Source organism: Pseudomonas sp. SWRI154 (assembly GCF_014268645.1).
Classification (GTDB): domain Bacteria; phylum Pseudomonadota; class Gammaproteobacteria; order Pseudomonadales; family Pseudomonadaceae; genus Aquipseudomonas; species Aquipseudomonas marvdashtae.
This window is the reverse complement of the sequence record NZ_JABWQW010000026.1, coordinates 1-13,622: the sequence shown is the minus strand read 5'-3', so window position 1 is coordinate 13,622 and position 13,622 is coordinate 1. Positions and strand designations below refer to the sequence as shown.

The window sequence follows — 13,622 nt, the reverse complement described above, 5'->3', positions numbered from 1 at the left end:
CGGAGGTTTCCGTTACTGGCGATTGCGACGGGCGAGACGGCCGGCCAGCAACAAAATGAAGAACAAGGCGATACCGCCGGGAATCAGCCAGAGCAGCGAAGGTTTACGCCAGGCGTCGAGGCCCTTGGGTTCTTCACGGTCGATCAACTGGCTGCCACTGGGATCCTGGCTGTCGATGACGGCAACGGCGCCGCTGTCGCCAAGAATCGCCACGTCACCACGGGTCAGCACGATCGGTTCGGCCAGGCTCGGCGCCTGGCTGCCCAGGGTCCGATAGACCAGGCCGTGTTGCCCCGAGGTCTGCACCACTTGCAGCGACGCCAGATGGTTGAGCGACTGCACGTCAAGGAGCACTTGATCCTTGTGGTGAATGCGCAGGCGACCCTGATCATCGACCTGGACCGATTCCTTGCTGTCTTTAAGTGGCAGTTCGAAAGCCAAGAAGGCTTTGTCCGGGCGGGCCACGGCTTTGGCGTCAGGACTGACTTTCAGCTGTGCGCGCAGCGGCGAAACGCCGGCGGCATCGGCGACCGCAATCACCCGCGCCAGGCTGCTGGCGGGATGGTCGAGGTACGCCTGGGGCACCAGGACTTGGGTGTCCATCGCGAAACGTGCGGCCATGCCGGAAAAGTCGTCGGCCAACGCGGTGGCGTCCAGCACGATATGGCTGGTGGGCAAAACCGAAACCGGGAAAGCCTGAGGCGTTTCCAGGCACCGATCGCTGACTGGCTGGCGCTGGAACGACACACGCAACACGTTCTTCGAACCCAGCGCATAACGAGGGATATGGGCCTGGATGCGTTGTGATTCACCATTGGCGCTTAACTGCTGGGCGCCAATCAGGTAGTCATTGAAGAACAGCGAGGCCACCGGCGCGGTGTCCGAAGCACCTGGCGCTGCGGAGACGTCCACCACGGCCGTGACCGGCAAACGACCGTCATAGGCCACGCTGCCCAACGGGAACGAGGTGCTCCAGTCGAACCGCGAGGCGACATCGTAGGTGCCAGGGGCGCCGCCCAGTCGCGACAGGGCCACGCGGTTATCGTCGCTCAACGGCGTCTGCGCTTCGCTCACCGTCAGCTGGCGGCTGCGGGCCAATTTGTTCCACGCCGAACCGAGCAATGACAGTGCTTTGCCGGTGGCGTCCGGGGCGATCATCAGCACCGGGCGCGTGCCCAGCAGCGCCAGGCGTACATTGTCGCTGCCGGCAGCGGCCAGACCTGCGTTGACGTGTTGTTCGCGCCATTGGGTCAGGGCGCTGGCCGCTGTTGCGTCGAGCCCCTGGACCTGACTCTGCAAGGCATCCAGCGCTTGGTTGACGGCTTGGAGCAGTTGCGGGTCGTTGATCGCCAGGTCGGCCTGTACGTTCGAGGTCTGGCCCAGCATCAGCAGGGCGCCGATTTCGGCTGGGTTGGCGAGGGTATGCTGGCCTTTGCCGTTGAGGCTGGCAAAGGCTGGAATGCTCAGCAGCTCGGCGGGGATGCGCAGGCCGCTGAGGTCCACGCTGTCCTGTACGGCAGGGAAGGGCAGGATGCGGCTGTGTTTGCCGATACGTGCCAGGGCTACGCCAAGTTTCCAGGCGGCGTCGTAACTGGTGGCGGACAACGAACCCGGCGCGACCAGGATCCCCGGTTCACTCGGCAGTGCGGCCCAGGCTGCGCTGACGTCCCGCAATTGGCTGGCGTCGTAGCTGTAGGTCAGGCGCGTCTCGGGCTGGATGCGCAGCACGTTGCCGATGATTCGATCGTCTTCGCACAATGGACGGGAAACCACTGACGACCAGGCAATGCCCAAGCGCACCAAGCCGTTTTCACGCGGTGCTTTGTCAACGCCCAATGTCGCGCTTGCGTCGCCCTGTGCCTCGCTGAGCCCTTCGGCGCGCACCGGATATCCATCCAGCGACAACAGCAGCGTGTTGCGGCCACCTTCGCCGTTGAGATAACTGGCGTCCACTTGCAGTGTCGCGTCATTGAGGACGACACCGGCGGGCACCGGCAGATACAGTTCGCGTCGGGCGTCGCTGGCGCCCAGCAGAATCGGCGCGGTGATGCCCAGGTCGCTCAGGCGCACGACGCGCTCCTGGTGGGTGTCAGCATTGAGACGATGAATCGCCTGGGTGAGCGGACTGTCCGCAGCCAGCGCAAAGGACGGCATAAGGGCAAGCAGGCTCAGGCCACAGGCAAAGGCGCTGAGTGCACCCGTAGGGAGGGCAACGAAAGGCTTCATTCAGGCAAATCTCGATTCGATAGGAAGAGGGCGGTGGTTAGGAGAAATCGGCGGACAACTCGCGTGCCTCGTGCGGCAACGGGTGAAGTGCCTGGTGTTGCGAGTGCAACTGACCCGCGACGAAGTCCTCGACCACTCTGCCCATCAGCACATCGACGATGCGCTGGCTGGCGTGACCGTCGCCGTAGGGGTTGGCCGCTTGTGAGGCGCGGCGCCACAAGGTGTCGTCGTCGAACAGCGCATCCACACCGGCAATGATCGAGGCCGGAGAGGTCCCGACCAGTCTCACGGTGCCCGCCGCTACGGCTTCGGGGCGTTCGGTGACGTCGCGCATCACCAGCACCGGTTTGCCCAATGACGGTGCTTCTTCCTGCACACCGCCGGAATCGGTGAGGATCACATGGGCGTGTTGCATCAGGCGCACGAACGCCAGGTAGTCCAGCGGTTTGATCAAATGCACGTTGAGCAGGTCGCCCAATTGTTCGGTCACCGGGCCCAGCACGTTGGGGTTGAGGTGCACCGGGTAGACGATCTGGATATCCGTGCGCTGGGCCAGGTGGCGCAACGCTTTGCAAATGTCGAGAAAACCCTCGCCAAAGTTTTCGCGGCGGTGACCGGTTACCAGCAGCAACTTGCGTCCGGTTTGCAGGAACGGAAACTGGCGGTCCAGCTCGTCACGCAGCCGTGCGTCCTGGTCGATGCGCGCGGCGGTCATCTGCAACGCGTCGATCACCGTGTTACCCGTCACCAGGCTGCGCCCTTGGGCGCGTTCGTTTACCAGGTTGTCGCGCGATTGCCCGGTGGGAGCGAACAGCAGATCGGCACTGAGGTCGATGCAGCGGCGGTTCATTTCTTCCGGCCATGGGCTGTAGATGTCGCCGGTACGCAAGCCAGCTTCCACATGGCCCACCGGGATACGGCGATGGAAAGACGCCATCGATGCCACCATGGCCGATGTGGTATCGCCATGCACCAGTACGCGATCCGGGCGAGTCTGCTCCAGCACCGGGTCGATGGCGGCATACAGCGCGGCGGTCAGGGAGTTGAGCGTCTGGTGTGGCGTCATTACATCGAGGGTGAAATCGGCCTTCAGGTCGAACAGGTCGAGCACTTGTTCAAGCATGCTTTGATGCTGGCCGGTGACACAGATCAGCGATTCGATGCCGGGTTCGGCGGCGAGGGCTTTGACCAACGGGGCCATCTTGATGGCTTCCGGACGGGTACCAAAAATCGACAGCACCCGGAGCCGAGACTGATTAGTTGCGATGACGCCCTTCCTCGCGCAGTGGCTGCGCCGCACAACAGTTCGCCCAAGCGCGAAGAGGCGTTTGAGCAAACAAGCGATTTAAGTTAAGTGGGTTTTTGAATGTCAGACGAGACAGGCGCAAAAAATAGGCTTAATGGCTTCGTGCTACTCCGACCCGTCAAATTAATAACATCAACCGGTTTAATTGCAAAGTTTTATATATGAAGTTTTTTATAGAGGGGCTTGGGCGCAAAAAGTTGCAGGTGGAGGAAGTGAGTCGCCTGTAGGTTTTGTTTGTTTTAACTATTTGAATATAAAAGATATTTAAACTTTTATGGGTCGATCGCCAACGGCGGGGGTGCGTAGGTGTGAGCGCGTGGCGGCTTTTTGGCGTCGGAGTTTTGTAAATGAAGGGTGCAGTCTCTGTCAGTCCGTTGGCGCCTGTAAGTTGTCAAAAAAAGTCGGAGAGCGCAGTTATAAAAGCGCGAAAGTACGGGGCGAGCAAAGTTCATTTAATTAGAGCATCTAACCGAAAATTTTAGTTGCCATTGTGGTGCCGCCCCAAGAGGCATGAGTGGCACGACCTCGCCCCCCAGCCTTAGCCGATAATCGCACGTTTTTTCAGCCGCTCGTGTCTGGCGTATTGACCGAACTAACCGGTTGGTACATTTTAGTCGCAGCACGTCTCGCCCGGCATGGTCGAGATCATAATAAAAAGAGGAACACCCGATGCGTACCCGTCCATCAGCGCCACGCGCCTTTCCCCCAAGCCGTTGCTCGCGTCCCGAAGCAACGTCCAGTACCTCTCAAGCGACCCGCTAGCGACCGCGCTAATAGCTGCACTGGCGAGCCGGCTGGATGTCGGCACCTAAAGTCCGAGAGGTCTCGAAGATGACAAAAGTCGTCGATTTGTATTTCAAGCTGCTGAAGCTGCTGATCGTCTTATGCATGGTCGCGATGATCGTGCTGGTGTTCGGTAACGTCGTGTTGCGCTATGCCTTCAACTCCGGCATCAGCGTGTCGGAAGAACTGTCGCGTTGGTTCTTCGTCTGGATGATTTTCCTGGGCGCCCTGGTGGCGCTCAAGGACCGCGCCCACCTGGGCATGAACAGCCTGGTCAAGCGCTTGCCGCCGGCGGGCCAGCGTGCCTGCCTGATCATCAGCCACCTGTTGATGCTGTACATCTGCTGGCTGATAGTCAGTGGAAGTTGGCAGCAGGCGGTCATCAACCTGGACGTGGTCGCGCCGGCCTCGGGCCTGTCGATGGCGTTGTTCTACGCCGCAGGATTGGTGTTCGGTGCCAGCGCCGGCGCCATCCTGGTGTACGAGCTGTACCTTGCACTGTCCGGCAAACTCAGGGACGAGGAGCTGGTGATGGTCGAGCAAAGCGATACCCCGGCAATCAATCCTGACACCATCGCTGACAAGAGTACCCGCCCATGACCTTGGCCATCTTCCTGGGATCGTTGATGGGCAGCATGGCACTGGGAATGCCGATTGCCTTTGCCTTGCTGGTGGTCAGCGTGTCGCTGATGTTCTACCTGGACCTGTTCGACGCCCAGATCATCGCGCAGAACCTGCTCAATGGTGCCGACAGCTTCCCGCTGATGGCGGTGCCGTTCTTCATGCTGGCCGGCGAAGTCATGAACGTCGGCGGGCTCTCCAAGCGCATCGTCAACATTGCCATGGCGCTGGTGGGGCACAAGCGTGGTGGCCTGGGTTACGTGGCCATTATTGCCTCCTGCTTGTTGGCGTCGCTGTCTGGTTCGGCCGTGGCCGATGCGGCGGCGCTGGCAGCGCTGCTGGTGCCGATGATGGTGCTGGCCGGGCACAACCGGGGGCGCTCGGCCGGGCTGATCGCCGCCGGTAGCATTATTGCCCCGGTCATTCCGCCGAGCATCGGTTTCATCGTCTTTGGCGTGGCGTCCGGCGTGTCGATTTCCAAGTTGTTCCTGGCTGGGATCGTGCCAGGGCTGATGCTTGGCGCCGGGCTGGCCATCGCCTGGTGGTTCATCTCCCGTCGCGAAATCGTCGAGACGCCACCCAAGCGCTCCCGTGCCGAAGTGCTGCGCACATTGCTCGATGGCAGCTGGGCGATGGGCCTGCCGCTGATCATCATCCTCGGTCTGAAGTTCGGCATTTTCACGCCCACGGAAGCGGCGGTGGTCGCGGCGGTGTACTCGTTGTTCGTGTCGTTGGTGATCTACCGGGAGATGAAGATCAGCCAGCTGTACGAAGTGATCCTGTCCTCGGCCAGGACCACCTCGGTGGTGATGCTGTTGGTGGCGGCGGCCATGGTTTCATCGTGGCTGGTGACCATCGCCGACTTGCCCGGTCAACTGGCGGAACTGCTGGCGCCGTTCATGGACAACCAGACCCTACTGCTACTGGTGATGATGGCGTTGATCATCTTGGTCGGCACGGTGATGGACATGACCCCGACCATTCTCATTCTCACGCCGGTGCTGATGCCGGCCGTGATCCAGGCGGGCATCGATCCGGTGTACTTCGGCGTGCTGTTTCTGATTAACACGGCGATTGGCCTGATCACGCCGCCGGTGGGCACGGTGCTGAACGTGGTGTGCGGCGTGGCGAAGCTCGACTTTGAGGAGATCGTGCGCGGCGTATGGCCGTTCATGCTGGCGCAATTTGCCGTGCTGTTTTTGCTGGTGCTGTTCCCCCAGCTGGTCCTGGGACCGTTGAAATTCTTCACTGGTTGACGCCGGTGACAACCATGGCCGCTCTACGCTAACAACAATAATGATCGGAGACTGAGATGCAAAAACTGATGAAAACCTTGCTGGCCGGGGCGTGCGCGACAGGCTTGCTATTGGGCAGCGTGGCCGCCCACGCGGACGAGATCCGCGAGCGCACCTTGCGTTTCGCCTTCCAGAACGTCAAGGAGCACCCGCAAGGGCAGGGCGCGCAAAAATTTGCCGACCTGCTCAGCGACAAGAGCGGCGGCAAGATCAAGGTTCGTCTGTTTCCTGGCGGAACCCTGGGCGGCGACGTGCAGACCGTCTCGGCCCTGCAAGGCGGCACGCTGGACATCACCGTGCTCAACTCCGGCATCCTCGCCGCCCAGGCCGCGGATTTCGCGATGCTCGACTTCCCGTTCCTGTTCAACAACGCCGAGGAAGCCCATGCCGTCATCGACGGGCCAGTCGGACAGAAACTCGCGGCGCAACTGGACAGCAAGGGCCTGGTCGGCCTGGGCTATTGGGACCTGGGTTTCCGCAACCTGACCAATAGCAAGCATCCAGTGACGAAACTGGAGGACATGCAAGGCCTGAAGATCCGGGTCATTCAATCGCCGATCTACCTGGAGACCTTCACGGCCCTGGGCGCGAACCCGGTGCCGATGGCATTCCCCGAGGTCTACACCGGCCTGGAACAACACACCATCGACGGGCAGGAAAACCCGTTCACGGTGATCGAAGGCAACAAGTTCTACGAGGTACAGAAATACCTTTCGGTGACCGGCCACATCTTCAATCCGCAGTCACTGATCATCAGCCAGAAAACCTGGAGTCGCCTGAACGATGATGAAAAGGCGATGATTCGCGCGGCAGCAGCCGAGGCGCAGACCTTCCAGCGCGAGGTCACGGCAGCGAGCATGGACAAGGCGAAAGCGACGCTGGCGGGCGCAATGACCGTCAACGAAATCACGCCGGCCGAGAAAGATCGCTTCCGCGAGCGCGTGCAGCCGGTGATCGACAAATTCGCCAAGTCCCTGGACGGCGACCTGGTGAAGATGATGTATGCCGAAATCGCCAAGGTTCGGGCGGGGCAATGAGCTAAGCGAAACGGTTCTTGAGCGACCCAAACCAGTGGAAGCGAGCTTGCTCGCTTCCACTGGTTTTTTGCATTACTGGGCGGCTGGAACCGCCAGCCATTGTCCAATCACTTTCTGATAGCTGCCGTTGGCCTTGCTCAAATGCAGCCATTGGTCGACATACATTTTCCAGGTGGTGTCGTCACGGGGCAGCAGGTAGGCTTTTTCGCCGTACTGCAGATAACGGCTCGGATTGACCGCGCAGAGGCCCGGCTTGAGCTTCTGTTGGTAGAGCGCTTCGGAGGCATCGGTGATCATCACGTCGGCGCGTTTCTCCAGCAGCTCCTGGAAGATTGTCACGTTGTCGTGGAAAGCGAGTTGGCCCTTGGGCAGGAACGCGCGCACGAACGCTTCGTTGGTGCCGCCGGCTGGCTCGACGAGACGCACCGAAGGCTGGTTGATCTGCTCGACGGTCTGGTAGCGCGACTGGTCTTCGCAACGCACCAGCGGGATCTTGCCGTCGACGTCCAGGGTGCTGCTGAAATTAGCCTTCTTCTGCCGCTCCAGCGTCACCGAAATTCCACCCATGCCGATGTCGCATTTGCCGGCGACCATATCCGGCATCAAGGTTTTCCAAGTGGTCTGCACCCATTGCACCTTGACGCCCAGGCTCGCCGCCAGGGAGCGGGCCATGTCGATATCGATGCCTTCGTACTCTCCCGATTCAGCCTTGTAGGTGTAGGGCTTGTAGTCGCCCGTCGTGCACACCCGCAGTTCACCTTGTTGTAGCACCTGGTCCAGGTGCGAAGGGGGTGGCTCGGCCAAGGCGCTGGCGCAAAGCGCGAGCAGGCCGCAGAACGTCATCGTACTTGTTATGGTTTTCATATTGATGGGACGTCTCGCAAGGGGAAGGACTAGGCCGTCGAGTGTAGTAAAAGTGTCGGCGGGCTGTCACTGAAGGGCGAAGCAGAGCCGTCATTGCTCTGGAGGGGCGTGCTGCTGCCCCAGGCTTTCCATATAAGCGCAGAACATATCGGCCATGGCCTCGGCATAGATCCGGATTTCCTCGCGGGTGCGAGGCGTTGCCGAAAAGCGCTTACCGACAGCGCTGAGCGTCGTGATGATCAGGTCTCCCGCCAGGGCGCGAACCTGTTCCGTGGCATCGGGCAGCGCCTGCAGCATGAAGGCGTCCACCGAGTCTTGCACCGACACTCGCGCCGCATGGTGCTCGGGGGCGTCGCGGTAGAGCGGGGCGGCGTCGTTGAGCGCGATGCGGACCTGCGCCTCGTCGCACTCGGATTGGATGAACGCCTGTACCAGGGACCTCAACCGCTCAAGTGGTGGCTTGGCCGGGTCTTCCAGGATTTTGCGCAGCATTGCGCTGGTTTGCTGCCATTCATCACTTTGCAGCCGGAACAGGATCGCCGCTTTGTTCGGAAAGTATTGATACACCGATCCAACGCTGACGCCTGCCCGCTCGGCGACACGGGCCACGGTGAAGCGCGGGGCGCCCTCGGCCGCCAAAACCTGAACAGCCGCCTCCAGGACCGCCGCCACCAGTTCGCTAGAGCGTGCCTGTTTCGGCTGTTTGCGCGAGGAAATCTGCGGGCCTGGGCGTTCGGACATGAGGGCGATGAACCTCGAAAGGGAATGCGAATAGGAAATGCGACGGATTGTTCGTATCTTGAATGCGACTAATTGATCGCATTCTAGTCGGCTCCGTAAACAGTTCAACTTCTCATCGCGTCCCTTTCCGTAGGTAGGGTTTATGACTCAAGAAAATATTCATCTCGGTGCCTCATCGGCGCCTCAGGCAACCGCAGGCGCCAGCCCGGCACTCAAGCTGTTGCCGCTCACGCTGACCGTCTTCATCGGTTTCCTGACCATCGGCATGCAGTTGCCGGTCTTGCCGCTGCACCTGCATGAAACGCTGGGCATGGGCACCCTGGTCATTGGTCTGGTGGTCGGCGCGCAGTTCGCCGCAGCGCTGCTGTCGCGGGCCTGGGCCGGGAATTTTGCGGACATGCGTGGCGGCAAGCGCGCGGTCATGGCCGGGCTGGTGACGGCCGCCGTGTCCGGGCTGATCTATCTGCTTTCCCTGGCGTTCGTTGCCATGCCTGTCACATCGGTCTGGTTGTTGGCGGGCGGCCGCGTGTTGCTGGCGCTGGGCGAAAGCCTGATCGTGACCGGCGCGTTGGGCTGGGGTATCGGTTTGGTTGGTCCGCAGCATGCGGGCAAGGTCATGGCCTGGACTGGCATCGCCATGTACGGCGCCTATGCGCTGGGCGCTCCGCTCGGCGTGGCGCTGAACACTGGCTGGGGTTTCATGGGCATCGCCATGGCCTCGATGTTCATTCCGCTGCTGGCCTTGGCAGTCGTGGCGGGTGTTCGGGCTGTCGCCCCGACGGCGACCCGACGTATACCCTTCTACAAAATGCTTGGCGTTGTGTGGGTTCCCGGTATGGGATTGGCATTGTGCAGCGTCGGCTTTGGTGTCGTCACGGCGTTCATCGCCCTGTTGTTTGCGGCTCGGGACTGGGGCAACGCGTCGTTGGCCTTCACCGCGTTCGGTCTTGCGTTCATCGGAGCGCGCCTGCTCTTCGGGCACCTCCCGGACAAGATCGGCGGCGCCCGTGTCGCCTTGGTCTGCGTATTGATCGAGGCCATTGGTCTGCTGCTGATCTGGGACGCCGACACCGCGACCATCGCCTACCTGGGTGCAGCATTCACCGGCTTCGGTTATTCCCTGGCGTTCCCAGGCTTCGGCGTGGAAGCGGTGCGGCGTGCACCGTCACAGAACCGTGGCCTCGCCATGGGGGCTTATGTCGCCTTTCTCGATATTTCCCTGGGCATCACCAGCCCGCTGGCCGGCCTGTTGGCGAGTGGCTGGGGGATCGGTGCGGTTTACCTGGGCGGTGCTATTGCCGTTGCACTGTCTCTCGGGGTGGCTTTGATGCTGCTGAGAGGGCAGGCAGTACAAGTTCAATACAAATCCTGAGCCGTCTTTGGGTTAAAGAGGGCGTTTGATTTTGCTTTTTCCAGAACAGGAGCGTTGCACATGCACGTATTCGTAACCGGTGGCACGGGCTGGGTTGGCTCGGCCGTGGTACAGGACCTGATCGGCGCCGGGCATCACGTCACCGGCCTGGCCCGCTGCGAAGAAAAGGCTGCCGCACTCGCGGCGGCCGGCGCAAAGGTCGTCCGAGGAACCTTGGATGATCTGGACGTCTTGCACAAGGCCGCCTCGGCAGCGGACGCGGTGGTTCACACCGCATTCAGTCATGACTTCTCGCGATTTGCCGAAAATGCCGAGCAGGATCGCCGCGCCATCGAAACATTGGGTGGCGCATTGCAAGGCTCCGACCGACCGTTGCTGGTGACGTCGGGCCTGTTCGGATTGACCCGCGGCGCGAGTGAACTGGAAGTGGTCAGCCCGGCCTCGCCACGGAAGTCCGAAGCAGCGGCGAGAGACCTGGCCGAGCGCGGGGTGCGCGTGGCGACGGTGCGGTTGGCGCCATCGGTGCATGGTCTCGGTGATCATGGGTTTGTGCCGATCCTGATTCGTCTGGCGCGAGAGAAGGGTGTGTCTGCTTTTCCTGGAGAGGGCCGCCATTGCTGGTCGGGGGTGCATCGACTGGATGCCGCGCGGGTCTATCGACTCGCCCTGGAGCAAGGTGTGACGCAATCGGTCTATCACGCCGTCGCCGATGAGGCGGTGCCGTTCAGGGATATTGCCCAGGCGATCGGGCGTGGCCTGGGGTTGCCGGTCGAGTCCCGCGAACGCGAGCATTTTGGCTGGTTCGCTCATATGGCGGGCGCGAACATGGCGGTGTCCAGTGAATACACCCGCGGCTTGTTGGGTTGGACGCCAAGCGGTCCGGGGCTGTTGGCTGATCTTGGGCAGCCGGGTTATTACACGGAGTAATTGCCACAAGAGCGGTGCGTGGGCTAGCGGGAAATAAGCCCATGGTCGATCGCGTATTTCACCAAGGCGGCGGGTTTATCGATGTTGAGCTTGCGGCGGATGCTCAGGCGATGGGTTTCGACGGTGCGCACGCTGATGTCCAGTTCCCGGGCCATTTCCTTGTTGTTCAACCCCTGGACCATTTTCGCCAGGACCTGGCTTTCGCGCGGCGTCAGCTCGCTGTCGGTGTTCGGGTCGGTGGCGAGGCGCTGGGCGATCTCGGCGCTGTAGAAAGTACCGCCGCTGATGATGGCTTCGATGGCGGCGACGATTTCCTTGGACGGTGAATTCTTCAGGACATAGCCGCTGGCACCGGCGCGCACCGATTCGCTGATGTATTCATGATTGTCGTACATGCTCAAGATCAGGATCTTGAGGCTGGGGTACTGCTTGCCCAGCAGCCGGGTAAGCTCCAGGCCGTTCATGTCCTTGAGACCGATGTCCATCAGCAGCAGGTCCGGCTGGCAGCGCTCCACCATTTCGATCGCCTGCACGCCATTCTCCGCTTCGCCGACCACGTCCAGCCGTGGCATGACCGACAGCAGGGCTCGGATACCGTCGCGGACCAGGGAATGGTCGTCGACCAACGCGACGCGTATAGCCGCAGGCAGGTTCATGGGCAGGTGCTCTTGTTGAAATGAATGCGCATCAGCTCTCCGTGGCGGGCATGGTCATGGGCAACAGGATATCCAGTTCGCTTCGTCCCGGTACCGATGTCAGTTCCAACCGACCGCCGAAATGCTCGACCCGTTCGCGGATATTACGCAGGCCGATCCCCGTATGGCCACGTTCGACCTGCGGGACGTTGAAGCCCATCCCATCGTCGATCACGGTCAGTCGCAAGGACTGGCCCGAGCCGAACAGGGTGATGGCGACACGTTTCGCCCCGGCGTGTCGCTCGATGTTGGTCAGCGCTTCCTGGGCAATGCGGAACAGCGAGACGGGGGCGCCGTTTTCCAGGCGACAATCGAATTCGTTGCTCCGGTAGGCAACCTCCAGGCCACTGCGCTGTTCGAATTCTGCCGCGAGCTGGCCGATGGCGGCGGGCAGGCCCAGGGTGTCGAGCAATGAAGAGCGCAAGTCGTGGGAGATGCTGCGGATTTCACCGATGGCTTCACCCAGGCGATCCGTGGCGTTTTTCAGGATACCCAGGCCGTTTTCCTGGCCATTCTCGAGCACATGGCTGGCCAGTTCGAATTGGAATTTGATCGACACCAATAATTGGCTGATGCCGTCGTGAAGCTCGCGAGACACCCGTGAGCGTTCTTCTTCCTGCAAGCTGACGATGCGCTGGTTCAGACGCTGGAGCTTCTTGTCGGCCAGGCGATGTTCGCTGACGTTGAGGGTGATGCCGCCGGCAAATACCAGCAGCACCGCCACCAGCGCAATGGCGGCGATGGCCTGCATGGTGGAGTGGATGCCTTGGGCCACTTCGTCGCGTGCCTGCTGGGTGGCGCGTTCGACGTCCTCCAGGTAGATCCCGGTGCCGAGCATCCAGCCCCAGCGATCCAGCATCACGACGTAGGCGAGCTTGTCGGTCACTTGTCCGGAGGAGGGCTTGTTCCAGGCATAACGCTGGAAGCCCTCGCCTGATTCGGCACTCTTGAGCAACGCCTGGATCACGGGCAGGCCTTGCGGATCTTTCATGTCCCAGAGGTATTGCCCCACCAGCTCCGATTGGCGGGCGTGCATCAGGCTTCGACCCTGCCGGTCGTAGACGAAAAAATAACCGTTGATGCCAAAGCTGAGCTTGCGCAGTTCTTCCAATACCTGTTGCTGCGCCCGTGCGTCGCCCTTGCCATCGTCGTAAAGCGGAGCGATCAGGCTCTGGGCCATTTCCACGTAGTTCTTCAACTCGGCGCGTTTGCTCGCCAGGATACTGTCTTCGATCAGTTGCGCCTGTTGATCGCCCAGCTGGCGGTTGAGCGAGATGACCAAGGCACCAATAACGGCAATCGCCAGGACCAACGGCAAAATCCCGAGGGCGACGATCTTGTGTTTGAGCAGCATCTGTACTCCTGTCCGAATTCGGCGGGGGGAGGTGGATGGCGGGCATCATATGCCAAACCTGGGTGGCTGGCATAAGACCTGTGGGAACGGGTGTCTACGTAGTACTACGTAGGTAACCCGTACGTAGTACTGCGGATTTATTTATTGACGGCTTGCAGGGATATTGGGTCGGCTCCGAATAGCCGGGGCACACTATAAAAACAATCGCCGCAATCCACTGGATATCGGCAGGAGACACGCAATGACAACCCGTCTGGTTAAACACCTCGCCTGGTTTGCCGTGGCTGTTCTGGGAGCTTGTGCGCTGAGTGTCGTGGCCTTGCGCCGCGGAGAGCCGATCAACGCCCTCTGGATCGTCGTCGCAGCCGTGGCCATTTACCTGGTCGCCTACCGCTACTACA

General features: G+C 61.1%; 11 protein-coding genes. 5 read left to right on the top strand and 6 right to left on the bottom strand.

Features of this window, described 5'->3' with window-relative positions; genetic code table 11:
• Window positions 1-12 precede the first annotated feature (12 nt).
• Window positions 13-2,226 carry a cellulose biosynthesis cyclic di-GMP-binding regulatory protein BcsB gene (locus HU806_RS20535; protein WP_186613807.1) on the bottom strand — a complete coding sequence of 738 codons (2,214 nt, stop codon included), beginning with the start codon at window positions 2,224-2,226 and terminating at the stop codon, window positions 13-15.
• Window positions 2,227-2,263: 37 nt separating this feature from the next.
• Window positions 2,264-3,427 (bottom strand): non-hydrolyzing UDP-N-acetylglucosamine 2-epimerase, encoded by a 1,164-nt coding sequence (gene wecB / locus HU806_RS20530; RefSeq protein ID WP_238350208.1) that lies wholly within the window; start codon window positions 3,425-3,427, stop codon window positions 2,264-2,266.
• A gap of 936 nt (window positions 3,428-4,363) precedes the next feature.
• On the opposite strand from wecB, the gene HU806_RS20525 reads away from it, so the two are divergent.
• From HU806_RS20525 to HU806_RS20515, 3 genes are read left to right on the top strand one after another with little or no spacing between them, the layout of a single operon-like run.
• The gene (locus tag HU806_RS20525; protein WP_186613806.1) at window positions 4,364-4,915 is read left to right on the top strand and encodes a TRAP transporter small permease; all 552 of its coding nucleotides are present in this window, start codon (window positions 4,364-4,366) and stop codon (window positions 4,913-4,915) included.
• Window positions 4,912-6,192: a TRAP transporter large permease subunit gene (locus tag HU806_RS20520; RefSeq protein ID WP_186613804.1), complete on the top strand. Its 1,281-nt coding sequence runs from the start codon at window positions 4,912-4,914 to the stop codon at window positions 6,190-6,192. Before HU806_RS20525 ends, HU806_RS20520 begins: the two co-directional genes overlap by 4 nt.
• A gap of 56 nt (window positions 6,193-6,248) precedes the next feature.
• Complete coding sequence (locus HU806_RS20515; RefSeq protein ID WP_186613802.1) at window positions 6,249-7,268, top strand: TRAP transporter substrate-binding protein; 1,020 nt, start codon at window positions 6,249-6,251, stop codon at window positions 7,266-7,268.
• Between the two features lie 72 nt (window positions 7,269-7,340).
• Here the strand turns inward: HU806_RS20515 and HU806_RS20510 are convergent, their stop codons facing one another.
• Entirely contained in the window at window positions 7,341-8,132 is a 792-nt protein-coding gene (locus tag HU806_RS20510; RefSeq protein ID WP_186613800.1) for a transporter substrate-binding domain-containing protein, read from the bottom strand.
• Between the two features lie 90 nt (window positions 8,133-8,222).
• Window positions 8,223-8,873: a TetR/AcrR family transcriptional regulator gene (locus HU806_RS20505; RefSeq protein WP_186613798.1), complete on the bottom strand. Its 651-nt coding sequence runs from the start codon at window positions 8,871-8,873 to the stop codon at window positions 8,223-8,225.
• A 142-nt stretch (window positions 8,874-9,015) separates the two neighbouring features.
• On the opposite strand from HU806_RS20505, the gene HU806_RS20500 reads away from it, so the two are divergent.
• Window positions 9,016-10,245, top strand: a complete 1,230-nt coding sequence (locus tag HU806_RS20500) for an arabinose transporter (protein ID WP_186613796.1) — start codon at window positions 9,016-9,018, stop codon at window positions 10,243-10,245.
• 60 nt (window positions 10,246-10,305) lie between these two features.
• Window positions 10,306-11,172 (top strand): SDR family oxidoreductase, encoded by an 867-nt coding sequence (locus HU806_RS20495; RefSeq protein ID WP_186613795.1) that lies wholly within the window; start codon window positions 10,306-10,308, stop codon window positions 11,170-11,172.
• A 23-nt stretch (window positions 11,173-11,195) separates the two neighbouring features.
• On the opposite strand, the gene HU806_RS20490 is transcribed toward HU806_RS20495, so the two are convergent.
• Window positions 11,196-11,828, bottom strand: a complete 633-nt coding sequence (locus HU806_RS20490) for a response regulator (RefSeq protein WP_186613793.1) — start codon at window positions 11,826-11,828, stop codon at window positions 11,196-11,198.
• A 31-nt stretch (window positions 11,829-11,859) separates the two neighbouring features.
• Window positions 11,860-13,221: a cache domain-containing protein gene (locus HU806_RS20485; protein WP_186613791.1), complete on the bottom strand. Its 1,362-nt coding sequence runs from the start codon at window positions 13,219-13,221 to the stop codon at window positions 11,860-11,862.
• Between the last annotated feature and the right edge of the window lie 401 nt (window positions 13,222-13,622).

Coding starts and splice junctions, on each gene's coding strand:
- HU806_RS20505 (WP_186613798.1), bottom strand. CDS start 8,873: ATGTCCGAACGCCCAGGCCCGCAGATTTCCTCGCGCAAACAGCCGAAA.
- HU806_RS20495 (WP_186613795.1), top strand. CDS start 10,306: ATGCACGTATTCGTAACCGGTGGCACGGGCTGGGTTGGCTCGGCCGTG.
- HU806_RS20515 (WP_186613802.1), top strand. CDS start 6,249: ATGCAAAAACTGATGAAAACCTTGCTGGCCGGGGCGTGCGCGACAGGC.
- HU806_RS20500 (WP_186613796.1), top strand. CDS start 9,016: ATGACTCAAGAAAATATTCATCTCGGTGCCTCATCGGCGCCTCAGGCA.
- HU806_RS20485 (WP_186613791.1), bottom strand. CDS start 13,221: ATGCTGCTCAAACACAAGATCGTCGCCCTCGGGATTTTGCCGTTGGTC.
- HU806_RS20520 (WP_186613804.1), top strand. CDS start 4,912: ATGACCTTGGCCATCTTCCTGGGATCGTTGATGGGCAGCATGGCACTG.
- wecB (WP_238350208.1), bottom strand. CDS start 3,427: ATGGCCCCGTTGGTCAAAGCCCTCGCCGCCGAACCCGGCATCGAATCG.
- HU806_RS20525 (WP_186613806.1), top strand. CDS start 4,364: ATGACAAAAGTCGTCGATTTGTATTTCAAGCTGCTGAAGCTGCTGATC.
- HU806_RS20510 (WP_186613800.1), bottom strand. CDS start 8,132: ATGAAAACCATAACAAGTACGATGACGTTCTGCGGCCTGCTCGCGCTT.
- HU806_RS20490 (WP_186613793.1), bottom strand. CDS start 11,828: ATGAACCTGCCTGCGGCTATACGCGTCGCGTTGGTCGACGACCATTCC.
- HU806_RS20535 (WP_186613807.1), bottom strand. CDS start 2,226: ATGAAGCCTTTCGTTGCCCTCCCTACGGGTGCACTCAGCGCCTTTGCC.